The sequence below is a fragment of the uncultured Azohydromonas sp. genome (assembly GCF_937926365.1).
Classification (GTDB): domain Bacteria; phylum Pseudomonadota; class Gammaproteobacteria; order Burkholderiales; family Burkholderiaceae_C; genus Azohydromonas.
The window spans coordinates 1-23185 of the sequence record NZ_CALAOH010000046.1; the positions used below are offsets into that span (position 1 = coordinate 1).

Annotated in this window: 23 protein-coding genes; 13 read left to right on the forward strand and 10 right to left on the reverse strand. The window is 68.9% G+C overall.

The features are described from left to right. The 4 genes from glyS to Q0741_RS04070 form a co-directional block, all read right to left on the reverse strand. The coding region (glyS, locus tag Q0741_RS04055; RefSeq protein ID WP_298231912.1) for a glycine--tRNA ligase subunit beta at positions 1-1036 on the reverse strand (1036 nt) is incomplete at its 3' end. 1 nt (position 1037) lies between these two features. Next, a complete protein-coding gene (gene glyQ / locus Q0741_RS04060) occupies positions 1038-1985 on the reverse strand; it encodes a glycine--tRNA ligase subunit alpha (RefSeq protein WP_298231913.1) in 948 nt (315 codons plus the stop codon). Between the two features lie 107 nt (positions 1986-2092). Beyond that, a complete protein-coding gene (gene lnt, locus Q0741_RS04065; protein ID WP_298231914.1) occupies positions 2093-3625 on the reverse strand; it encodes an apolipoprotein N-acyltransferase in 1533 nt (510 codons plus the stop codon). Next, positions 3622-4506, reverse strand: coding sequence for an HlyC/CorC family transporter (locus tag Q0741_RS04070; RefSeq protein ID WP_298231915.1), 885 nt, complete (start codon positions 4504-4506; stop codon positions 3622-3624). The genes lnt and Q0741_RS04070 overlap by 4 nt, the downstream gene beginning before the upstream one ends. A gap of 123 nt (positions 4507-4629) precedes the next feature. On the opposite strand from Q0741_RS04070, the gene Q0741_RS04075 reads away from it, so the two are divergent. The 7 genes from Q0741_RS04075 to Q0741_RS04105 all read left to right on the forward strand — a co-directional run bounded on the left by Q0741_RS04075 (position 4630) and on the right by Q0741_RS04105 (position 11651). Continuing rightward, a complete protein-coding gene (locus Q0741_RS04075) occupies positions 4630-5667 on the forward strand; it encodes a GTP-binding protein (protein ID WP_298231916.1) in 1038 nt (345 codons plus the stop codon). Between the two features lie 87 nt (positions 5668-5754). Next, on the forward strand, positions 5755-6396 hold the full coding sequence (gene dksA, locus Q0741_RS04080) for an RNA polymerase-binding protein DksA (protein WP_298231917.1): 642 nt from the start codon (positions 5755-5757) through the stop codon (positions 6394-6396). 28 nt (positions 6397-6424) lie between these two features. Further along, on the forward strand, positions 6425-7948 hold the full coding sequence (locus Q0741_RS04085; protein ID WP_298231918.1) for a hypothetical protein: 1524 nt from the start codon (positions 6425-6427) through the stop codon (positions 7946-7948). Between the two features lie 70 nt (positions 7949-8018). Next, entirely contained in the window at positions 8019-8576 is a 558-nt protein-coding gene (hslV, locus tag Q0741_RS04090; protein ID WP_298231919.1) for an ATP-dependent protease subunit HslV, read from the forward strand. Positions 8577-8628: 52 nt separating this feature from the next. Then, positions 8629-9966, forward strand: coding sequence for an ATP-dependent protease ATPase subunit HslU (gene hslU / locus Q0741_RS04095; RefSeq protein WP_298231920.1), 1338 nt, complete (start codon positions 8629-8631; stop codon positions 9964-9966). Between the two features lie 109 nt (positions 9967-10075). After that, entirely contained in the window at positions 10076-11332 is a 1257-nt protein-coding gene (gene egtB / locus Q0741_RS04100; RefSeq protein WP_298231921.1) for an ergothioneine biosynthesis protein EgtB, read from the forward strand. A 37-nt stretch (positions 11333-11369) separates the two neighbouring features. Further along, entirely contained in the window at positions 11370-11651 is a 282-nt protein-coding gene (locus Q0741_RS04105) for a DUF427 domain-containing protein (RefSeq protein ID WP_298231922.1), read from the forward strand. 19 nt (positions 11652-11670) lie between these two features. Here the strand turns inward: Q0741_RS04105 and Q0741_RS04110 are convergent, their stop codons facing one another. The 5 genes from Q0741_RS04110 to minC form a co-directional block, all read right to left on the reverse strand. Beyond that, positions 11671-12441 carry a type III pantothenate kinase gene (locus Q0741_RS04110; protein ID WP_298231923.1) on the reverse strand — a complete coding sequence of 257 codons (771 nt, stop codon included), beginning with the start codon at positions 12439-12441 and terminating at the stop codon, positions 11671-11673. Positions 12442-12487: 46 nt separating this feature from the next. Beyond that, entirely contained in the window at positions 12488-12865 is a 378-nt protein-coding gene (locus tag Q0741_RS04115; RefSeq protein WP_298231924.1) for a hypothetical protein, read from the reverse strand. A gap of 37 nt (positions 12866-12902) precedes the next feature. Then, entirely contained in the window at positions 12903-13163 is a 261-nt protein-coding gene (gene minE / locus Q0741_RS04120) for a cell division topological specificity factor MinE (RefSeq protein WP_028997868.1), read from the reverse strand. Between the two features lie 6 nt (positions 13164-13169). Continuing rightward, on the reverse strand, positions 13170-13985 hold the full coding sequence (minD, locus tag Q0741_RS04125) for a septum site-determining protein MinD (RefSeq protein ID WP_298231925.1): 816 nt from the start codon (positions 13983-13985) through the stop codon (positions 13170-13172). A gap of 62 nt (positions 13986-14047) precedes the next feature. Continuing rightward, the gene (gene minC / locus Q0741_RS04130; protein WP_298231926.1) at positions 14048-14788 is read right to left on the reverse strand and encodes a septum site-determining protein MinC; all 741 of its coding nucleotides are present in this window, start codon (positions 14786-14788) and stop codon (positions 14048-14050) included. A 117-nt stretch (positions 14789-14905) separates the two neighbouring features. Here minC and Q0741_RS04135 point away from each other — a divergent pair, with 117 nt between their 5' ends. The 6 genes from Q0741_RS04135 to fusA all read left to right on the forward strand — a co-directional run bounded on the left by Q0741_RS04135 (position 14906) and on the right by fusA (position 22059). Continuing rightward, positions 14906-16396: an AMP nucleosidase gene (locus tag Q0741_RS04135; RefSeq protein WP_298231927.1), complete on the forward strand. Its 1491-nt coding sequence runs from the start codon at positions 14906-14908 to the stop codon at positions 16394-16396. 144 nt (positions 16397-16540) lie between these two features. Beyond that, positions 16541-16717 carry a hypothetical protein gene (locus tag Q0741_RS04140; RefSeq protein WP_298231928.1) on the forward strand — a complete coding sequence of 59 codons (177 nt, stop codon included), beginning with the start codon at positions 16541-16543 and terminating at the stop codon, positions 16715-16717. Positions 16718-16723: 6 nt separating this feature from the next. Continuing rightward, positions 16724-17599: an endonuclease/exonuclease/phosphatase family protein gene (locus Q0741_RS04145; RefSeq protein ID WP_298231929.1), complete on the forward strand. Its 876-nt coding sequence runs from the start codon at positions 16724-16726 to the stop codon at positions 17597-17599. Continuing rightward, positions 17596-18843 (forward strand): cardiolipin synthase ClsB, encoded by a 1248-nt coding sequence (gene clsB, locus Q0741_RS04150; RefSeq protein WP_298231930.1) that lies wholly within the window; start codon positions 17596-17598, stop codon positions 18841-18843. Before Q0741_RS04145 ends, clsB begins: the two co-directional genes overlap by 4 nt. 11 nt (positions 18844-18854) lie before the next feature. Beyond that, the gene (locus Q0741_RS04155) at positions 18855-19844 is read left to right on the forward strand and encodes a YbhN family protein (RefSeq protein ID WP_298231931.1); all 990 of its coding nucleotides are present in this window, start codon (positions 18855-18857) and stop codon (positions 19842-19844) included. A gap of 166 nt (positions 19845-20010) precedes the next feature. Then, positions 20011-22059 carry an elongation factor G gene (gene fusA, locus Q0741_RS04160; protein WP_298231932.1) on the forward strand — a complete coding sequence of 683 codons (2049 nt, stop codon included), beginning with the start codon at positions 20011-20013 and terminating at the stop codon, positions 22057-22059. Here the strand turns inward: fusA and Q0741_RS04165 are convergent, their stop codons facing one another. Continuing rightward, the gene (locus Q0741_RS04165; RefSeq protein WP_298231933.1) at positions 22060-23007 is read right to left on the reverse strand and encodes an alpha/beta hydrolase; all 948 of its coding nucleotides are present in this window, start codon (positions 23005-23007) and stop codon (positions 22060-22062) included. Positions 23008-23185 lie beyond the last annotated feature (178 nt).

Consider the following 23185-nt stretch of genomic DNA (forward strand, 5'->3'; position numbering starts at 1 on the left):
GGTCGAAGAAGAACTTGGCGTCGGCCAGGCGCGGGCGCACCACGCGCTCGTTGCCACCGACCACGGCGCTGGCATCGTCGGGGCGGATGTTGCTCACCACCAGGAAGCGGTTGGTGAGCTTGCCGGCCGCGTCCAGCAGCGGGAAGTACTTCTGGTTGGCCTTCATCGTGAGGATGAGGCACTCCTGCGGGACTTCCAGAAACTCCTTCTCGAACTGGCAGGTCAGCACGTTGGGGCGCTCCACCAGCGCCGTGACCTCGTCGAGCAGCGCGGCGTCCTCGATGGGCTGGAGGCCCTCGCGGGCGGCGGCCTCCTGGAGCTGGCGCGCGATCTCGGCGCGGCGGGCCTCGAAGCCGGCGATCACGGCGCCGTCCTGCTGCAGCTGCTGCGCGTAGCTGTCGGCGTCCAGAATCACCACCGGGTCCACCGCGGCCTCGAAGCGGTGGCCGTGCGTGGCGCGACCGGCCTGCAGGCCCAGCGCCTGCACCGGCACCACGTCGGCGCCGTGCAACGCCACCAGCGCGTGCGCCGGGCGCACGAAGTTCACGCTGCTCCAGCCGTCGGCGAGCTGGTAGCTCATGACCTTGGGGATGGGAAGGTTGGCCAGCGCGTAATCCAGCGCTTTTTGCAAGCCCTGCGCCAACGTTGCCCCAGGAACGACGCTGTCGAGGAACAACGCTTCAGCCTTGCCATCAACCTTACGAACCAAGCTGGGCACTACCGATGCGTCGGCGCCAAGCGACGCCAATTTCTTAAGTAGTGCTGGAGTAGGTTTGCCCTCTGCATCGAGCGCCACGCTGACTGGCATGAGCTTTTGCTGAACTGAACGCGTCGGCGCACAAGCGCGCACGTCAGTGATATGGACAGCTAATCGCCTTGGGGATGCAAAAGCTGTTTGCTTGCAGGTGATCTCGGTGAGGTCCTGCGCATTCAGTTCAGTCAGTACGGCGCTTGCAAAGACCTCTCCGAGTTTTCGGAGCGCTTTCGGCGGCAATTCCTCGACGAAGAGTTCGACGAGCAGATTCTTCGTAGTCATATCAAGCGGCCTTTTTCGAGTCCTTTTTGGCCGCTTCAGCAGCCAGCTTGGCAGTCACTTCGTCGGCCCAAGCTTTGGGTGCCATAGGAAAACCCAGGCGCGCGCGGCTGTCCACGTAGCTCGCCGCCACCGAGCGCGCGAGGTTGCGGATGCGGCCGATGTAGGCCGCGCGCTCGGTCACGCTGATGGCGCCGCGGGCGTCCAGCAGGTTGAAGGTGTGCGCCGCCTTCAGGACTTGTTCATACGCCGGCAGCGCCAGCTGCTGCGCGATCAGGTGCTGGGCCTGCTTCTCGTGCGCGCCGAAGGCGGTGAGCAGGAACTCCACGTCGGAGTGCTCGAAGTTGTAGGTGCTCTGCTCGACCTCGTTCTGGTGGAACACGTCGCCGTACTTCAAGCCGGGCGTGAACTCCAGGTCGTAGACGTTTTCCACGCCCTGCAGGTACATCGCCAGCCGCTCCAGGCCGTAGGTGATCTCGCCGGTGATGGGCTTGCAGTCGATGCCGCCGACTTGTTGGAAGTAGGTGAACTGCGTCACCTCCATGCCGTTGAGCCACACCTCCCAGCCCAGGCCCCAGGCGCCCAGCGTGGGGTTCTCCCAGTCGTCCTCGACGAAGCGGATGTCGTTCTTCTTGAGGTCGAAGCCCAGGGCCTGCAGCGAGCCTAGGTAAAGCTCCAGGATGTTGGCCGGCGCGGGCTTCAGGACGACCTGGTACTGGTAGTAGTGCTGCAGCCGGTTGGGGTTGTCGCCGTAGCGGCCGTCCTTGGGGCGGCGGCTGGGCTGCACGTAGGCCGCCTTCCAGGGCTCGGGGCCCAGCGCGCGCAGGAAGGTGGCGGTGTGGCTGGTGCCCGCGCCGACCTCCATGTCGTAGGGCTGCAGCAGTGCGCAGCCCTGCGCACCCCAGTATTCCTGCAGGCGAAGAATGATTTGCTGGAAGCTCAGCGTGGCCATGGGTGGAGGATCTGGACGTAAACCTTTGATTCTAGGGTGGCGCCCAAGGCGACCCCGCGCAGCCGGCAACGTGCCTCGGGCTCCGGGCCGCAGCGCCCGGACGCCGCTCAGTCGCTGCGCCGCACCCGTGCCAGGACCAGCACGATGGTCAGCAGCGCCGCCGCCAGCGGCGGCCACAGTCCGCCGCGCGCGGCCCACCAGGCAAAGGGCGTGACGCCCTCGCGCGCCTGCACCACACCTTCCAGCGTGCCCTGGGTGAAGGGCGGCAACTGCGCCGTGACGCGGCCCAGCTCGTCGATGACGGCGGTGACGCCGGTGTTGGTGGAGCGCAGCATCGGGATCTGGAACTCCAGCGCCCGCATGCGGCTGATGTTGAGGTGCTGCGGCAGCGCCACCGTGGGGCCGAACCAGCCGATGTTGCTCAGGTTCACGAACACCGTGGGCGCGTGCGTCGGGTGCTTGAAACGCCGCGCCAGCTCCTCGCCGAAAAGGTCTTCGTAGCAGATGTTGGGCGCCAGACGCTGGCCCTGCGCGACGAAGGACGGCGCGTTCAGCGGCCCGCGGGCGAAGTCGCCCAGCGGGATGGCCATCAGATTGGTGAACCAGCGAAACAGCGGTGGGATGAACTCGCCGAACGGCACCAGGTGCACCTTGTCGTAGCGGTAGGGCTCGCGGTCGGCGGTGTGCGAGGACAGGCCCAGCACGGAGTTGGTGTAGCCCTCCTCGAAGCTACCCAGCGGCACGCCGATGAGCGCGGCTTGCGGCGAGTGCTCGAAGCGGTCGCGCAACGCGCCCCAGTAGCTAGGGGCAACGTCCTGCAGCTGCGAGGGCAGCAGCGGGATGGCGGTCTCGGGCGCCACAACCAGGTCGCCGCGCGCCTGGTCCAGTGCCTGGCGCAGCCAGGCCAGCGCGCCGGGCAAATGCTCGGCGGCAAATTTTTCATCCTGCGCCACGTTGGTCTGCACCAGGCTCACCCGCAGCGTGCCGTGGCCCAGCGTGAAGGCCGCCGGCCCCAGCGCCGAAGCCAGCCCCAGCACCACCGCCACTCCGGCCAGAGCCAGCGCCAGCCCGCGCGGCCCGGCGCGCGCGGCCATCACAGGTAGCGCCGACAGCAGCGCCAGCGCCGCGCCGATGCCGTACACGCCCACCCAGGGCGCCAGCACCGCCAGCGGCGCGTCCACCTGCGCGTAGCCGCTGGCCAGCCACGGGAAGCCCGTGAACAGCGCCCCGCGCGCGAGCTCCGCCAGCAGCCACAGCGCCGCCCACAGCAGCGCATCGGGCAGCGCGCGGCCGCGCCGCAGCCGCGCGTACAGGCCCATGGCCAGCGCCAGGTAGGCACCCATGGCCAGCGCCAGCGCCACCACCGCCGCCGCAGCCAGCGGCGCGGGCAGGCCACCGTAGCGGTGCATGCTCACGAACAGCCACCAGGTACCCGCGCCCACCCAGGCGCTGCCGTAAAGCCAGCCCAGCAGCGCTGCGCGGCGCGGGCGCGCCGGCTGCACGCGCCACGCCAGCAGCGCCACGCACAGCAGTTGCAGCGGCCACACCGCGGTGTGCACGAAGACGAGCGACTGCAGCGCGCCCAGCGCCGCCACCAGCGGCAGCTCCAGCCGCGCGATCCAGGGTGCTGCGGACTTCAAGATGGGGGCGCGTCGGCAGGAATGCGGGTGACCTTGAACCAGCGCACCGCGCCGCCGCGCGTGAGCATGACCGTGAAGCGCAGCGGGCCGACATCCACCGCCTCGCCGCGGCGCGGCACGTGGCCGATCTCGTGTGCCACCAGCCCGCCGATGGTGTCGAAGTCCTCGCTGGGCAGCGTGGTGGCGAAGGCGTCGTTGACGTCCTCGATCTCGGCGTCGCCGGCGACGCGGTAGCTGCCGTCGGCCAGCGTGTAGACGGCGCTCTCGGCGTCCTTGTCGTCGAACTCGTCCTCGATCTCGCCCACGATCTGCTCCAGCACGTCCTCGATGGTGAGGAGCCCGGCGGTGTTGCCGAACTCGTCGATGACGATGGCCAGGTGGTTGCGGTTGCTGCGGAAGTCGCGCAGCAGCTCGTTGAGCCGCTTGCTCTCGGGCACGAACACCGCCGGGCGCAGCAGCGTGCGCAGGCTCAGCTCGGGCGCTCGCTGCAACTTGAGCAGGTCCTTGGCCATGAGGATGCCGATGATGTTGTCGCGCCGCCCGTCGTAGACCGGAAAGCGAGAGTGGCCGGCGGAGATGACCTGTTCCAGGAGGTCGTCGTAGGGCGCCTCGATATCGAGCAGGTCCATGCGCGGCGCGGCCACCATCACGTCGCCGGCGCTCATGTCGGCCATGCGCAGCACGCCTTCCAGCATCAAGCGCGATTCGGGCTCGATGAGCTCGCGCTGCTCGGCTTCGGCCAGCGTCTCCATCAGCTCGGCCTTGGAATCCGGCCCGGGCGAGATGAACTCCACCAATCGTTCGAAGAGACTGCGTTTCTCGACCGGCAGCCGCGACGGGCGGCCGGACGGGGACTTGACTGATTGAGGCGGTTCTGACACGGCAGGTGTCGGCAGTGGGAAGGGGACAAGAATACCCGATCGGCTTGACAGGGCACGGAGCTTGCATGACAGTCCGTCGCCCTCATCCGACCCCCCTGGCGCTCAAGGGCCAGGCAGCAGCCCATGTCCAACGGACTGATTCCCGCGACCATCCTTACCGGCTTTCTAGGCAGCGGCAAGACGACGCTGCTCAAGCGCGTCCTGAGCGAATCCCACGGCCAGAAGATCGCCGTGATCGAGAACGAGTTCGGCGAAGAGAACATCGACAACGAGATCCTGGTGGCCGACACCGAGGAACAGATCGTCCAGCTCTCCAACGGCTGCGTTTGCTGCACGATCCGCGAAGACCTGCGTTCCACGCTGTCCGTGCTGGCGGCCAAGCGCCGCCGCGGCGAACTCAATTTCGAGCGCGTGGTCATCGAGACCACCGGCCTGGCCGACCCGGGCCCCGTCGCCCAGACCTTCTTCATGGACGACGAGATCGCCGAGAGCTTCCTGCTCGACTCGATCCTGACGCTGGTGGACGCCAAGCATGCCCACCAGCAGCTCGACACCCGCCAGGAGGCGCGCCGCCAAGTGGGTTTCGCCGACCAGATCTTCATCAGTAAATCTGACCTGGTTTCGCCCGAGGAAGTGGACGATCTGTCACACCGCCTCAAGCACATGAACCCGCGCGCGCCGCAGCGCCGGGTGCACTTCGGCGAGGTGCCCATCAGCGAGGTGTTCGACCTGCGGGGCTTCAACCTCAACACCAAGCTCGAGATCGACCCCGACTTCCTCAACGAGTCGGCGCACGACCACCACCATCATCACGACCACGAGCACGGCGAGCACTGCGACCACCCGCACCACCACCATCACGACGACGACGTCAAGTCCTTCGTGTTCCGCGCCGATAAAGCTTTCAACCCGGCCAAGCTGGAGGACTTCCTCGGTGCGATCGTGCAGGTCTACGGACCCAAGATGCTGCGCTACAAGGGAGTGCTCTATATGAAGGGCAGTGATCGCAAGGTCGTGTTCCAGGGCGTGCACCAGATGATGGGCAGCGACCTGGGCCCGAAATGGGCGCCAGGCGAGAAGAAGCAAAGCAAGATGGTGTTCATCGGCGTGGACCTGCCGCGGGACATCCTGCTGCAGGGTTTGGAGCAATGCCTGGTGTAAGCGGTTGCAAGCAGCGCGCTGGCTACAATGCCGCGCGCTGCGCGCACCCCCCCCCGTGCGGCGCCCCGTCGATTCGAGGAGAGCGATGTGAGCAAGACCCCGGTCCAGAGCGCGGCAGCCGCCGGCCCCTCTTCCCCAATCGAGACCGCCGCCACGGCCGTGGCGCCCCCGTCCGCCGCCGCCAGCCGCTTCGCTGAGCGTTTCGCGCCTTCTCCTCAACCCGCCGCCAGAACCTATCCCGATCCCGCCATGGAAACTCTCAAGCCCCCCGTCAAGGCGGACCCGAAGCTCGCCAACGCCTGGAAGACCAAGTCCGGCAGCGAGCTGACCGAAGAAGAACTGCTCGCCATGCCCGACAGCGAGTACATGAACGACAAGCAGCTGGACTTCTTCCGTGCGCGGCTGAGCGCGCTGAAGGAGGACCTGCTGTCCAACGCCGGCGAGACCACCGAGCACCTGCGCGAGGACACCTCCATCGTTCCCGATCCGGCCGACCGCGCCACGATCGAGGAGGAGCATGCGCTGGAGCTGCGCACGCGCGACCGCGAGCGCAAGCTGCTTAAGAAGATCTCGCAGTCGCTGGCGCGCATCGACGCGGGCGACTACGGCTACTGCGACGAGACCGGCGAGCCCATCGGCCTGGGCAGGCTGCTGGCGCGCCCGACGGCCACGCTGTCGCTGGAAGCGCAGCAGCGCCGCGAGCTCAAGCAGAAGATGTTCGGCGACTGACGCCACCCGCTGCCACCGCCTCGTCCCCATGGCCGAGCCGAAGGACGGCACGAGCTTCCTGCGCAAGGTGGTGCGCCTGGTGGCAGCCACCGGCGCCGAGGGCGACAGCCCTGCGGACGACAGCACCCTCATGGGCCTGGAGCGCTCCGAGCTCAAGGCCATGATCGAGCGCAAGCGCCGCAACGACTTCGTGCGCAAGCGCGAGTTCGACATGCTGCGCAAGCTGCGCCGCGAGGGCGTGACCAGCCCCGCGGCGCTGGAAGCGCTGCACCTGGATACCGAGCCGCGCCACGACGTCCCCGGCACGCTGGCCGCGGACTGCGGCGTCAAGGCCAAGATTGACGCGATCGAGCAGCAGATGGTGGGCGATGGCCTGCCCGCCAGCCGGCTGCTGGCGGCGCGCATGGCCCAGCACCAGCGCCCGCCCGTACTGCTCGAAGCCATCCAGCCCGTCACGCTGCCGGGCGCCGCCGCCTGCGAGGTGCTGCAGGACCCACTGCTCGACGAGGCCGTGATCGCCTTCGCCAACGGCGAGTTCGTGCGCTGCGAGCAGCTGCTGGCCGAGCTCACCGGCCCCGACGGCGTGCGCGCGCGCCATCCCGACACCTGGCTGGTACGGCTGGACCTCTACCGCGCCACCGGCGCGCAAGCCGCCTTCGAGCTGCTGGCCGCCGAGTTCGCGCAGCGCTTCCACCGCTCGCCGCCGCAGTGGTTCTCGCTGCCGCAGCGCCTGGCACAGCAGCCGGCGCCCAGCAGCTCCCTGGCGGAACCGGGACAGGGCTGGGCCTGCCCGGCCGTGCTCGACGCCCCCGCGGTACAGCGGCTGCAGCAGTACACGCAGCAGACGCCGCCGCCGTGGACCATGGACTGGTCGGGCCTGCAGCACGTGCATGCCGACGCACCGGCCAGCCTGGCCCCGATGCTGCAGCAGTGGGCCGCTCAGTCGCTGGATCTGCATTGGCTGGGCAGCGAAAACCTGCTGCAGCGCCTGCGCGAGGCCACGCCCGCGGGCTCACGCGACGCCGACCCCGCGCTGTGGCTGCTGCGGCTGCAGGCGTTGCGGCTGCTGCACCGCGCGCAGGCCTTCGACGAGGCCGCCATCGATTACTGCATCACCTACGAGATCTCGCCGCCCCCCTGGGAGCCGCCGTGCTGCCGCGTGCGCCTGAGCCGCGAGAGCAGCCCGGTCGCGCCGCCCTCCTCGCTGCCGCCATTGACCTCGCTGCTGAGCGACATCAGCCGCTTCGACACGTCGCTGCATGAAGCCGACGCCGTGGCCGAGCTGGAGCTCGCGGGCCAGCTCGTGGGCGACATCAGTCCTCTGCTGCGGCGGCTGCAGCAGCAACTGGGCAACGCCGCACGCGTAGAGCTGCACTGCCCGCGGCTGGTGCGCGTGGACTTCAACGCCGCCGGCGAGCTGCTGAAGTGGGTGCAGGCACGTCACCAGGAACACCGCAGCCTGAGCTTTTCGGACACCCATCGCCTCGTCGCGCTGCTACTGGGCGCGATGGGCATCAACGAGCACGCCCGCGTGCGCGTGCATCCCAACTGAACCCCACCCGCCATCCGCCGCGCGCGGATGGCTTTCCCGCGGCCCTGGCGCCGCTCAAGACAGGCACTCCATGGAACCCTTTCACGGCACCACCATCGTCAGCGTGCGCCGCGGCCCCCTCGTCGCCCTGGGCGGCGACGGCCAGGTGACGCTGGGCAACATCGTCGTCAAGTCCAGCGCGCGCAAGGTGCGCCGCCTCTACCGCGACCAAGTCCTGGCTGGCTTCGCCGGCGCCACGGCCGACGCCTTCACGCTCTTCGAGCGCTTCGAGGGCAAGCTGGAAAAGCACCAGGGCCACCTGGTGCGCGCCGCCGTCGAACTGACCAAGGACTGGCGCACCGACCGCGTGCTGCGCCGCCTCGAAGCCATGCTGGCCGTGGCGGACAAGGACGCTTCGCTGATCATCACCGGTAACGGCGACGTGCTGGAACCCGAGCACGGCATCATCGCCATCGGCTCCGGCGGCGCCTACGCGCAGGCGGCGGCGCGCGCACTGATGCAGCACACCGAGATGTCGCCGGCGGAGATCGTCAAGCAGTCGCTGACCATCGCCGGCGACCTGTGCATCTACACCAACCAGCACCACACCATCGAGACCCTGGGCACCGCGCCCGCGGCCGCCGCCTGAGGTCCGCCGCGTGCAAGTCCCCGTTCCCAATTTCCTTTTGCCAAGCCACGCCATGAGCGCCATGACCCCACAGGAAATCGTCTCCGAGCTCGACCGCCACATCGTCGGCCAGGCGCAGGCCAAGCGCATGGTGGCCATCGCGCTGCGCAACCGCTGGCGCCGCCAGCAGGTGGACGAGAAGCTGCGCGCGGAGATCACGCCCAAGAACATCCTCATGATCGGCCCCACGGGTGTGGGCAAGACCGAGATCGCCCGGCGCCTGGCGCGGCTGGCGGACGCGCCCTTCATCAAGGTCGAAGCGACCAAGTTCACCGAAGTGGGCTACGTCGGCAAGGACGTGGACACCATCGTGCGCGACCTGGTGGACGTGGCCGTGAAGCAGGAGCGCGAGCGCCAGATGCGCACCAAGCGCGCCCAGGCCGAGGACGCCGCCGAGGAGCGCGTGCTCGACATCCTGGTGCCGCTGCCGCGGCACGCCGGCTTCGGGATCACGCCCAGCGAATCGCCGTCGGACAACGCCGCGCGCCAGGGCATGCGCAAGCGCCTGCGCGAGGGCCTGCTCGACGACAAGGAGATCGAGATCGAGGTGGCGGACCACCGCCCCTCGCTGGAGATCCTGGGCCCGCAGGGCATGGAGGAGATGGCCGAGCAGCTCAAGGGCCTGTTCTCGCAGTTCGGCCAGGCCAAGCGCCACACCCGCAAGCTCAAGATCGCCGAGGCGCTGAAGCTGCTGGTGGAAGAAGAGGCGGCCAAGCTGGTCAACGAGGACGAGATCAAGACCGCGGCGGTCGCCAACGCCGAGGGCAACGGCATCGTCTTCATCGACGAGATCGACAAGGTCGCCGGCAGCGGCGAGTCGCGCGGCGCCGATGTCTCGCGCCAGGGCGTGCAGCGCGATCTGTTGCCGCTGGTCGAAGGCACCACCGTCAACACCAAGTACGGCATGGTGCGCACCGACCACATCCTCTTCATCGCCTCGGGCGCCTTCCACCTGGCCAAGCCCAGCGACCTGATTCCGGAACTGCAGGGGCGCTTTCCGATCCGCGTCGAGCTGGGCTCGCTGTCGGTGGATGACTTCGAGGCCATCCTGAAGTCCACCCACGCCAGCCTGGTGAAGCAGTACCAGGCGCTGCTGGCCACCGAGGGCGTGACGCTGCAGATCACGGACGACGGTATCCGGCGCCTGGCACAGATCGCCTTCGACGTGAACGAGCGCACCGAGAACATCGGCGCGCGGCGCCTGGCCACGGTAATGGAGCGGCTGCTGGACGAGGTCAGCTTCGACGCGCCCAAGCTCTCCGGCCAGACCGTGGCGCTCGACGCCGCGGCGGTGGATGCCAAGCTGGGCGAGCTCTCGCGCAACGAGGACCTCTCGCGCTTCATCCTCTGACAGGCCCCCGGGGCGGGGAGGCGGCCGGGCCGGCCGCTTGCCCCGCTGCCAGCCGGCCCGCGGCGCACGCCGCCGCGGTTTTTGGTGGCCGCGAAAGGAGCCCGCCCCGATGGATCGCCCTCGCCTGCTGCGCCGGCTCCAGGCCGTGCGCGCGCACAGCCTTACGCTGGCGCAACCGCTTTCGGCCGAGGACTGCGCACTGCAGTCCATGCCCGATGCCAGCCCCGTCAAGTGGCACTTGGCGCATACGAGCTGGTTCTTCGAGACGCTGGTGCTGGGGCCGCACAGCCCGGGCTACCGCGTGTTCGATGCGCGCTTCGCCTACCTCTTCAATTCCTACTACGAGGCGCTGGGGCCGCGCCATCCGCGCCCGCAGCGCGGGATGCTGGCGCGCCCGGCGCTGGCTGAGGTGATGGCCTACCGGCGCCATGTGGACGCGGCGCTGCACGAGTTCATCGAGGCCGGCGACGAGGGCGCGCTGGCGGGCGCGGCGACGCTGATCGAGCTGGGGCTGCAGCACGAGCAGCAGCACCAGGAGCTGATCCTCACCGACCTGAAACACCTGCTCTCGCTCAATCCGCTGCAGCCGGCCTACCTGGCGCCGGACCCGGCCGCGCCGGCGGTCGGCGCGGCACCGCCGGTGCGCTGGCTGGAATTCGAAGGCGGGCTGGCCGAGATCGGCCACGGCGGCGGGGGTTTCGCCTTCGACAACGAGACACCGCGCCACCGCGTATGGCTTCAGCCCTGGCAACTGGCGAACCGGCCGGTAAGCTGTGGCGAGTATTGGGCCTTCATAGACGACGGCGGCTATCGCCGCCCCGAGCTCTGGCTCAGCGACGGCTGGGCCTGGGTGCAGGCCCAGGGCGCCACGGCGCCGCTGTACTGGCAGCCGGAAAGCGGCACGCAGTTCACGCTGTTCGGCCCGCGCCCCATCAATCCGGCAGAGCCGGTGTGCCACCTCAACCTCTACGAGGCCGCCGCCTACGCCCAGTGGGCCGGCGCACGGTTGCCGACCGAAGCGGAATGGGAAGCGGCCCTGCAGATGCAGCCGGCCGCCGCGGCATCGGCGAAAAGCCTGCGCGAACACCTGCACCCGGCGCCCATCGTGGATGGCCCTGGGCTGCTCCAGGCCGATGCGGCCGTGTGGCAGTGGACACGCTCGGCCTACGAGCCCTATCCGGGATTCAGGCCACTGGCGGGCGCGGTGGGTGAGTACAACGGCAAGTTCATGGTCAATCAGAGCGTGCTGCGCGGCGGCAGCTGCGCCAGCCCGGCCGGCCATGTGCGGCCAAGCTACCGCAATTTCTTCCCGGCGCCGGCGCGCTGGCAGTTCACCGGGCTGCGGCTGGCGCGCGATGCCGGCTGAGCCGCGCGCCCTCGCCCCACTTCTTGCAGAGGTACTGATGAAAGCGATCTGGAACGGGCAGGTAATTGCAGAGAGCGACGACACCGTGCTGGTCGAAGGCAACCACTACTTCCCCGAAAGCGCCGTGAAGAAGGAGTTCCTGGTGTCCAGCAACCACCGCACCAGTTGCCCGTGGAAGGGACAGGCGCGTTACTGGTCGCTGCTGGTCAACGGCGAGCTCAATCCCGAGGCCGCCTGGTACTACCCGGAGCCCAGCGAGGCCGCGGCGCAGATCAAGGACCGCATCGCGTTCTGGAAGGGCGTGAAGGTTATCGAGTAGCGGCCTCGCGCGGCGCCGCCTACAGCGCCAGCCGGTGCGCCTGCAGCGCCAACAGGCCGTCGAAGATCAACGACTCGACCAGCTCGTGCGGGATCTCCAGGTACGGCGCCACCTTCCAGCCCGCGCCGCCGGTCATCAGCGTGACGGGCGCGCGCCCGCAGTGCCGCTGCAGCCGCCGGTGCATGTGCTCGATGGCGCCGGTGATGGCGAAAGTGCCGCCGCTGGTGAGCGCGTCGGAGGTGTTGGTAGGGAAATCGCGCACCTCGCCGGTGGGCACATGCAGCCCGGCGGTGCCGCTCTCCAGCGCGCGCAGCATGATCCCGTGCCCCGGCAGGATGAGCCCGCCGAGGAAGCGGCCTTCGCCGTCGAGCGCGTCCACCGTCACGGCGGTGCCGATCATGACCACCAGCACCGGGCCGTCCACGCCGCGCGCGGCGGCGTGCGCGTGCGCGCCGATGAGCGCCACCCAGCGGTCGGCGCCCAAGCGGCCGGGGTGGTCGTAGCCGTTGCGCACGCCGCCGTCGCGGGCGTTGGAGACGGCCCAGCGCGGTGCGAGGTGGTCCCACAGCTCCAGCTGCTCTTCGACGCGGCGGCGCACGGCGTCGCCCGCGACGTTGCAGCCCAGCATGCTGGTCGGCGGCTTCAGGCCTACCCATTGCGTCTCGGCCAGTTCGTCGATGGTTTCAAGGAAAGCCGCACCCTGCGCCAGCACGGCGGCTCCAGGTTGCGGTGCTGCGTACAGCGCCCATTTCAGCCGCGTATTGCCGATGTCGATGGCCAGAAAGCTCATGGCGGCGAAGGGTAGCAGGGGGAAACGGCGGGCCCGGTGGAGTGGGTCAAGCGCGCAACGCCAGCGCCGCTACCAGCGCCAAGGCCAACGCCAGCACCGCCACGGCGCCACCCAGCCAGCGTTGGCGCAGGCGCAGCATCTGCACGGCTTCCACCAGCCGCGCGTTGTGCTCGGTGAGCGACTCCAGCAAGCCGGCGGTAGCCTGCTGCTGGGTGGTCAGCGCCTGCACCTGTGCTTCGAGTTGCTGCAGCTGGGCGCGCAGGGCTTCGGTCGGGTCCTCGGCGGCGGGAGGTGGCTCGGCTGCGGTAGCAGCAGGCTCGTCCTGGGTCTGGGCGAAGATGCGGCGCGCGCCGCGCACGAGCCCGGGCGCGGCCTCGATGACCTCGGACCAGGGCACCAGCTTGAGCGCGCCGAACCAACCCATGGCCGTTCTCCAAGTCGAGTGCCGCTTCAGCGGGCCCTCAGCGGGCCGCCTCGGGGAGCTCGATCTTGACTTCCAGCACTTCCAGGTTGTCCTGGCGCTCCAGGTGCACCTTGATGTCCTCGGAGCTGATGGAGACGTACTTGGTGATCACGGCCAGCAGTTCACGCTGCAGCGCCGGCAAGTAGTCGGGACTGCGGCTGCGACCATTGCGCTCGTGCGCCAGGATGATCTGCAGCCGTTCCTTGGCGACATTGGCCGAGCGCTTCTTTTCGCCCATCAGGAAGGACAGAAAGCTCATGACGCGTTACCTCCCGCCAAAGAGTCGCTTGAAGAAGCCGGGCTTGACCGCGTCGGTGAAGCGCATGGGCTTGTCCTCACCCAGGAAGCGATCCACCACGTCCTTGTAGGCCTCGGCAACGTCCGTGCCGCTCATGTGAACCACCGGCACGCCCTGGTTGGAAGCTTGCAGCACCACTTCCGATTCGGGAATCACGCCGATGAGTTCGATGCGCAGGATGTCCTGGATGTCCTGCAACGACAGCATCTGGCCGTCCTCCACGCGCAAGGGGTTGTAGCGCGTGATCAGCAGGTGCTCCTTGACCGGCGTATCGCCCTGGATGGCACGGCGCGTCTTGGAGCCCAGCATGCCCAGGATGCGGTCCGAGTCGCGCACCGAGGACACCTCGGGGTTGGTCACCACCAGCGCCTCGTCGGCGAAGTGCATGGCCAGCATCGCACCGCTCTCGATACCCGCGGGCGAGTCGCAGATGATGTATTCGAAGCCCTGCTCGGCCAGGTCGGCCAGCACGCGCTCCACGCCCTCCTTGGTCAGCGCGTCCTTGTCGCGCGTCTGCGAGGCCGGCAGCACGTAGAGGTTCTCGCAGTGCTTGTCCTTGATGAGCGCCTGGTTGAGGTTGGCTTCCCCGTTGATGACGTTGATGAGGTCGTACACCACGCGACGCTCGCAACCCATGATCAGGTCCAGGTTGCGCAGGCCGACGTCGAAATCGACCACCGCTGTCTTGTGGCCGCGCAGTGCGAGACCGGAGGAGAAGCTTGCACTGGTCGTGGTCTTGCCGACCCCGCCCTTGCCGGAAGTCACGACGACGATTCTGGCCATCTCAGTTACATCCTTTCAGCTTGTCGGTTCGGAGTCCGTTTAAGGAGTACGCATGGGGCGCACTAGATCTTGATCGGCTCGATCACCAGTTTTTCGCCCTCCAGCCGCACCATGGCCGGTTTGCCCAGCACATCGGTGGGCAGCGGGTTCTCGGCGGTGCGGTAGGTACCGGCAATGGAGATCAACTCCGGTTCCAGGCAGGTGGTGAAGATGCGCGCGGCCGTATTGCCACGCGCCCCAGCCACCACCTTGCCGCGCAGCGGCGCGTACACGTGCACGCTGCCATCGGCAATCACTTCGGCGCCGCAGTTCACTTGCGCCAGCACGACCAAGTCCCCGCCCCGGGAGTAGACCTGCTGGCCCGAGCGCAGCGGCTTGTCCACCAGCAGCGCCGTGCTGCTCATGGGCACCTGGACTTCGCGCACCACCTCGCGCACGACTTCGCGCACGGTCTCGGTTCGCGGGCTCTGCGGCACGGCATCGGGCGAGTCGGCCAGTCCCGCGGCGATGGCGGCCTCCATCTGCGCCGGGCTGCCGCCGCGCGCGGCCACGGGCAACAGACGGTGGCGGCGCAGCAGCGCCACCAGCGCGGCCATGTCCAGCGGCGAGCCCTGCTCGCGCACCGCCGCCAGGTCCAGCAGCAGCGGCTCCTGGTTGAAGAGCTCGGGCGTCTCCGCCTCGCGCTGCGCCAGCTCCGTCGCCAGCAGCTCCAGGTCGGTGGTCTTGAGCAGCAACGCCAGCAGCGTCAGCGAGGCGCTCCTGAGGTCGAAGGGGGACGTCACTCCGGCGGAAACAGCGGCCATGGGGCGGAACGAGCCTAAAAGGTGGGCAGTTTAGCGGCCCGCCACGCGGCCCACGGCTCGGGAGAAGGAAAGTGTTTGCTGCAATGCAGCAGCCACGACCGAGGGCCACAATGAGCCATGCCCACGCTCATCGCGACCCAATCCTTCACCAGCGCGGCGGACGCGCTGGCGCATGCCCGTCACATCTACGACATCGGCATCACGCACCTGCGCCAGTCGCTGCAGGAGTTCGTGGCCGGCACCGACCCGGCGCGAAGGGTGCGCGCCTGCTATCCCTTCGTGCGCATCCACATCGACACCGTGGCACGCGCCGATTCGCGCCTGGCCTACGGCTTCGTGGCAGGCCCCGGCACCTACGAAACCACGCTCACGCGCCCGGACCTGTTCGAGCACTACTACCTGGAGCAGCTCGAACTGCTGTTGCGCCACCATGCCGGCGTGACGCTGGAAGTCGGCTTGAGCACGCAGCCCATCCCGATCCACTTCTCCTTCGCCGAGCACGACCACATCGAGGGCACGATGAGCGTGGAGCGCCGTCAGCGCATGCGCGACCTGTTCGACCTGCCCGACCTGGCGGCCATGGACGACGGCATCGCCAACGGCACCCACAGCGTGCCACCCGGCCAGCCCATGCCGCTGGCGCTCTTCACGGCGCCGCGGGTGGACTACTCGCTGCACCGGTTGCGCCACTACACGGGCACGGCGCCGGAGCACTTCCAGAACTTCCTGCTGTTCACGAACTACCAGTTCTACATCGACGAGTTCGTGCGCCTGGGCCGCAGCCTGATGGCCGCGCCCGACGGGGATGAGGCGGCCGACGGCTACTGCGCCTTCATCGAGCCGGGCAACGTGGTCACGCGCCGCGCGGGCCACCCGGCACAGCCTGCAGACGCGCTGGGCGCGCCGCCGCCGCGGCTGCCGCAGATGCCGGCTTACCACCTGGTGCGACCGGACCGCAGCGGCATCACGATGGTCAACATCGGCGTCGGGCCGGCCAACGCCAAGACCATCACCGACCACGTCGCCGTGCTGCGCCCGCATGCCTGGATCATGCTCGGCCACTGCGCGGGGCTGCGCAACACGCAGCAGCTCGGGGACTACGTGCTGGCGCACGGCTACGTGCGCGAGGACCACGTGCTCGACGAGGAGCTCCCGCTGTGGGTGCCCATCCCCGCGCTGGCGGAGATCCAGGTGGCGCTGGAGCAGGCCGTCGAGGACGTGACGCAACTGCGCGGCTTCGAGCTCAAGCGCATCCTGCGCACCGGCACCGTGGCCTCCACCGACAACCGCAACTGGGAGCTGCTGCCGCACCCGGGTCCGGAGCAGCGCTTCAGCCAAAGCCGCGCCGTGGCGCTGGACATGGAGTCCGCCACCATCGCCGCCAACGGCTTCCGCTTCCGCGTGCCCTACGGCACCTTGCTGTGCGTGAGCGACAAGCCGCTGCACGGTGAGATCAAGCTCCCGGGCATGGCCAACCAGTTCTACCGCGAGCGCGTGGACCAGCACCTGCGCATCGGCATGCGCGCCATCGACATCCTGCGCGACCAGCGGCTGGAACGGCTCCACAGTCGCAAGCTGCGCAGCTTCAACGAGGTGGCCTTCCAGTAATCCACCACCGCCCGCGCATGGCCGCCGGTCGGCCGTGCGCGAGTAGGCCGCTTCCTACGCGCGGATGCGGCCGCCGCCGCCTGACGGCCGCGCCCTTGGGCGCAAGCATTGCTCCCAGTGTTTTCAGTCACTGAGGAGCCCGAGATGAACGAGGTGCTAGACCGGCTGGACGGCATCCAGCGCTGGTTCTACGGCGGCGAGCCGGGCATGGACGACCTGCCGCTGGAGGACGAGCTGGCCGCGGCGGCGCCGTCAGCCGAAGAGCGGCTGTCCCATGGCCACCCGTGCAGCGCCGGCACGCAAGTGCTGCCGCAGCGCTGAATGCCCATGCGACTGCCGGTTCCGCTGCGCCACGACGAAATCTGCGCCGACGGCGCCGAGCACCACATCCGCGTGCTGACGCTGAACCTGCACAAAGGCTTCACGGTCATGAATCGCCGCTACGTGCTCGCCGAGATCCGCGAGGCGGTGCGGGCCACCGGCGCCGATGTCGTATTTCTGCAGGAAGTGGCCGGCGCGGCCTCGCACCGCCACGACCTGCGGCCCGTGCGAACCCTGGCCGGCAAGGTCGGGCGCCGCACCGCCACGGCTGCGGCAGCCACGGCCGGCAACACCGGCCAGTCGCTGGTGCGCATGCCGCAATACGAGTTCCTGGCCGACACCATCTGGCACCAGCATGCCTATGGGCGCAACGCGGTGTCGCCGGCCGGGCACCACGGCAACGCGCTGCTGTCGAAGCTGCCGATCCTGCGCCACCGCAACGTGGACGTGAGCCTGGACATCGACGGCGTCGAGAAGCGCGGCCTGCTGCACTGCGAGCTGGAGTTGCCCAACTCGGAATACCCGCTGCACGCCATCTGCGTGCACCTGGGGCTGCGCGAGTCGCAGCGCCAGCGCCAGATCGACCTGCTGGGCGAGCTGCTGCGCGACGAGGTGCCGGCCCAGGCGCCGTTGGTGATCGCCGGCGACTTCAACGACTGGCGGCTGTGCGCGCACGAGCGGCTGCAGCGCGAGCTCAAGCTGCAGGAAGTCCACGCGCACGCACACGGACGCGCGCCGCGCACCTTCCCGGCGCGGCACCCGGTGCTGCGGCTGGACCGCATCTACGTGCGCAACCTGCGCCATGTGCCGATCGGACTGCCCAAGCGGCCGTGGTCGCACCTGTCGGACCACGCGCCGCTGGCGGCGGAGGTGATGCTGTGAAACTGACCTGGAGCGCGGGCAACCGCATCGAACTGCTGGAAAACGGCGAGGAGTACTACCCGCGCGTGTTCGAAGCCATCTCCAAGGCCCGGCGCGAGGTGGTGATCGAAACCTTCATCCTGTTCGACGACCCGGTCGGACGCCAGCTGCACGCGGTGCTGCTGGAGGTGGCACGCCGCGGCGTGCAGGTGGACCTGACGGTGGACGGCTACGGCTCGCCGGACCTCTCCGAGGAATTTATCGGCGCGCTCACCGACGCCGGCGTGCGGCTGCACGTGTACGACCCGCGGCCACGCCTACTGGGGCTGCGCTACAACCTTGTGCGCCGCATGCACCGCAAGATCGTGGTGATCGACGGCGAGCTGGCCTTCATCGGCGGCATCAACTTCTCCGAGGACCACCTGCTCGCCAGCGGCCCCGAGTCCAAGCAGGACTACGCGGTGCAGATCCAGGGGCCGGTGGTGCAGCAGCTCCACGGCTTCGTGCACGAGGTGCTGGCGCCGGTGCGCAGCGCGCTGCTGGGCTGGGTGCGGCACGGCTTCCGGCGCCAGGCCAAGGTGCAGCCGCCGCCGCTGCCCGCGGCGGGCACGGCGCACGCGGCGCTGGTGACGCGCGACAACGAGCGCCACCCCAACGACATCGAGCGCTGCTACCGCATGGCGATCCGCACGGCCAAGCGCGAGATCGTGATCGCCAACGCCTACTTCTTCCCCGGCTACCGGCTGCTGCGCGAGCTGCGCCGCGCCGCGCGCCGCGGGGTGGCGGTGCACCTGATCCTGCAGGGCGAGCCCGACATGGCCATCGCGCGCATCGGCGCGCGCATGCTCTACCACTCGCTGGTCAAGGACGGTGTGCACGTGCACGAGTACTGCCGGCGCCCGCTGCACGGCAAGGTGGCGGTGGTGGACGGTCAATGGGCTACCGTGGGCTCCAGCAACCTGGACCCGCTGAGCCTGTCGCTCAACCTGGAAGCCAACCTGCTGATCCGCGACCCGGGCTTTGCCGCCGAGCTGCGCCAGCGGCTGCAACGACTCATGGACAACGAGTGCCGCGAGATGAGCCGCGAGGCGCTGCCCAAGCGCACGATGTGGCGCTACGTCACCAGCGCGCTGGCCTTCCACCTGCTGCGCCACTTCCCGAACTGGGCCGACGTGCTGCCGCGTGACGGCAAGTTCATCCGCTCCTTCATCGGGCGGCGCCATGTGGACGTGCGGCCCGAGGCGGTGCGGCAGGCCGAGCGTTGAAGGAAACAACGGTGGCCCGCCACGCGCCGCCGGCCCACCCGCTGGCCCATGCCTGGGCCCGCGTGCGCCGGCCGCTGTTGGCACTGGCGCTGCTGGCACTGTTGGGCTTCATCGCCTGGCGCGCGCGCAGCCTGGACTGGGCCGCCGCCTGGGCCGCGCTGCTGGACTACCGCCCCGGCACGCTGCTGCTGGCGGCGCTGGCGGCGGCGGCGGCGCATGCGCTCTACACCGGCTACGACCTGCTCGGCCGCTACTACAGCGGCCACCACCTGCCGCCGGCCCGGGTGGCGGCCACCGCCTTCGTCAGCTTCGCCGCCAACCTGAACTTGGGCTCGATGGTGGGCGGCGTGGCCTTGCGGCTGCGCCTGTACGCGCGCCAGGGCCTGCCGATGGCGACCATCGTGCGCGTATGGGGGCTGAGCCTGCTGACCAACTGGATCGGCTATGCGGCGCTGGCCGGTGCGGTGTTCCTCAGCGGTCTGGTGCAGCTGCCGCCGGAAGCGCCGCTGACCAACCACACGCTGCGGCTCATCGGGCTGGCCTTGCTGGGCGCGGTGGGAACGTACCTGGCGGCCTGCCGCTGGTCGCGCCGGCGGCTGTGGACACTGCGCGGCCACCGGCTGGAGCTGCCGCACGCCGGGCTGGCGCTGGCGCAGGTGGTGCTGTCGGCGCTGCACTGGGCCCTCGTCGCCAGCGTGCTGTACGTGCTGCTGCACGGCCGCGTGGGCTATCCCACGGTGCTGGGTGCGCTGATGATGACCAGCATGGCCGTGATCGCGCTGCGCGTGCCCGCGGGTCTGGGCGTGCTGGAGGCGGTGTTCATGGCGCTGCTGGCGGGCCTGCAGCCCGAGGCGCAACTGCTGGCGGCGCTGCTGGCGTACCGGGCGCTGTTCTACCTGCTACCGCTGGCGGCTGCGCTGCTGGTTTATCTGGGACTGGAGACGCGGCTGCGCCGCACGAGACCGGCCACTGCGTCGCGCATGGCCAGGCCGCAGGCCTGACCTGTTTCCCTCGCTGAGCTTTCAGCCATGGGCGCAAACGCGCCCTCGCACACACCTCGACATGGCGCAAGGTACGTGCCTTGTGCGCCCCGGAGCGATCCCGTACCCTGGATTTCCACCACCTCAGCAGCGCTGAGCCACGGGGCCGGCGCACAAGGAGACCGCCATGTCGAGCCCATCCTCTTCCGTCGCTGCCATCCGCACCCTGGCCCTTGTGGGCGCGGCAGCGTCGGGCAAGACCACCCTGGCCGAGACGCTGCTGCACCACGCCGGCGCGATCGGCGCCCCGGGTAGCCTGGAGCGCGGCAGCATGGTCAGCGACTTCGACCCGCTGGAGCGCCGCATGCAGCACTCGCTGAACTCGGCGCTCATGCACCTGGATCACCAGGGCACGCGAATCCACTTCATCGACACACCGGGCGCGCCGGACTTCGTCGGCCAGTCGCTGCCGGCGCTGGAAGCAGTGGAAACCGCGGCGGTGGTGATCAACGCCGCCACCGGCATCGAGCCCATGACGGTGCGCATGATGGAGTACGCGGCGCAGCGCCGGCTGGACCGCATGCTCATCGTCAACAAGATCGACGCCCAGGGCGTGGACCTGCCCGCGCTGCTGGCGCAGATCCAGGAAACCTTCGGTCGCGAATGCCTGCCGCTGAACTTGCCAGCCGAGGGCGGCACACAGGTGGTGGACTGCTTCTTCAACCGTGAGGGGCAGACCGACTTCGGCGCCGTGGAGGATGCGCACCGAGCACTGGTGGAGCAGGTGGTGGAGGTGGATGGCGACTTCGTCGAGCGCTACCTCAACGACGGCGATGTGGACGCGAGCGAACTGCACGCGCCGCTGGAGCAGGCGTTGCGAGAGGGACATCTGATTCCGGTGTGCTTTGTCTCCTCGCGCACCGGCGCCGGCTTGGCGCAGTTGCTGGACGTGATCGTGAAGCTGCTGCCGCACCCGGGTGAGGGCAACCCACCGGCCTTCCTCAAGGGCGAGGGCGATGCGGCGCAACCGCTGCAGGCGCAGCCCGATCCGTCGCTGCACGTGCTGGCGCACGTGTTCAAGGTCACGGTGGACCCCTACGTCGGGAAGATGGGCATCTTCCGCGTGCACCAGGGCACGCTGACACGGGACAGCCTGCTCTACATCGGTGACGGGCGCAAACCCTTCAAGGTCAACCACCTCTTCATGCTGCAGGGCAAGGAGCACGTGGAGGTGAACAAGGCGCTGCCGGGCGACCTGTGCGCGGTGGCGAAGGTGGACGAACTGCATTTCGACGCCGTGCTGCACGACGCGGCAGAGGACGACCACATCCACCTGCAGCCGCTGGACTTCCCGGTGCCGGTGCACGGGCTGGCGATCGAGCCCAAGCGTCACGGCGACGAGCAGAGGCTGTGGGAAATCCTCACCAAGGTGCTGGATGAGGATCCGTGCCTGAAGGTGGAACACGTGCCCACCACCAACGAAACCATCGTCTACGGCCTGGGCGAGCTGCACCTGCGCGTGCTGCTGGAGCGGCTGCGCGAGGTCTACAAGTTCGAGGTGCAGACGCGGCCGCCGCGTATCGCCTACCGCGAAACCGTCACCGCCGCAGCCGAAGGCCACCACCGCCACAAGAAGCAGACCGGCGGCGCGGGCCAGTTCGGCGAGGTGATGCTGCGCGTGGAGCCGCTGCCGCGAGGGGCGGGCTTCGAGTTCGTGGACCAGGTCAAGGGCGGCGCGATTCCCGGGCAGTTCATCCCCGCCGTCGAAAAGGGCGTGCGCGAGGTGCTGGCCTCGGGCGCCATTGCCGGCTACCCAGTGGTGGACGTGCGCGTGGTGGTGCTCGACGGCAAGAGCCACAGCGTGGATAGCAAGGAAATCGCCTTCGTCACCGCGGGGCGCAAGGCGTTCATGGCGGCGATCCGGGAGGCACGGCCGATCGTGCTGGAGCCGATCGTGAACGTGGAGATCCTGGCGCCGGACAGCGCGATGGGCGACATCACCGGCGACCTCTCCGCACGCCGCGGCCAGGTCAGCGGCACGCAAAACGGTGCCGCCGGGACGATGCTCGTGCGCGGGCAGGTGCCGCTGTCCGAGCTGAGCAACTACCAGTCGCGCCTGAACGCCATGACCAGCGGCCAGGGCCGCTACACGCTGGCCCTGTCGCACTACGACCCGGTACCGCCCAACACCCAGCAGCAGTTGGTGAGCCAGTTCAAGGAGCGCGAGGAGGAGTAGTCAGCGCGGTGAGGCCGTGCCGGTGCGCAGCGCATCGGCATCGGCCGGCGGAGCTATGCCCAGGTAGCCCAGCACCGCCTCGAAAAGCTCCGGGGCGTCCAGGAGGTCCACATGCGCCCAGCCGCGCAACAGCCGGTTGTCTGCCCCCGGCAACGTGGCGACCGACGGCGGAAACACCAGGTTGTCGCAGTCGCTGAAATAACAGGTGAAGGGCACGCCGTGCGGGGCCGCGGCCTCGTCCCGGACCAGTGCCTGGATCCAGGGGCCATCAAGTTGCAACTGGCGCGCGTTGGGGCTCAAGCCGAAGCGTGCGAGCCAGGTGCCACGGTGCGGCGAGCCGATGGTGATCACGCGCTGCACCAGCTCTGGGTCGCCGCCCTGCCGTAACCAAGCGCGCACGGCGAGTCCACCCATGCTGTGAGCGACGATCAACACCGGTTGGCCCGTCACGGCATGTAGGCGCCGCACGGCCGCATCGATGGCGGGTGCCCAGGTGTCGATGAGGCCGAAGGGTGGCTCCACGCTGGGAGCCAGCACCGGGATGCCGCGCTGGCGCAGCGCATGCAGCCAGGAATTCCATAAGCCCCGGTTGCACACCAAGCCATGAACCAGGAGCACGCCGCGCTGAGCGCTCGCTAGGGGCAGGAAACCAGGTTCGATACGGTGTCTGAAGGCCTGCTGCACGCAGAACACGCGCAGGCCAGTGACGCATTCCACCAGCCAGGCTCGCCACAGCGCTCGAGCCGGCGCTGGCGCCACGGGGTCGTGCCGGCTGACGTAGCGATGGAACAGCAATTCCAGCCCTAACACCATGGCATGCAGACTGAGCAGGAACAGCGCGCCCAGCCATGCAGACCATGGGCGACCGGCGTACAAATTGAAGAGCCACCAGCCCAGCGCCACACCCATCCAGGCACAGGTGATGAACCGCAGCAGGCGGGCAATCATGGTCTATGCAGCAGGGGATATTTCCAAGGTGCCACGACCTATTTTGCGCCGGGAAGTTGTGCTGACTCCTCGCTGGCGGCGAAACCCCAAAGCAAAACACCCCGGCCATATTCTGGCCGGGGTGTTTGCTGGGATATTAGCCTGACGATGTCCTACTTTCACACGGGAATCCGCACTA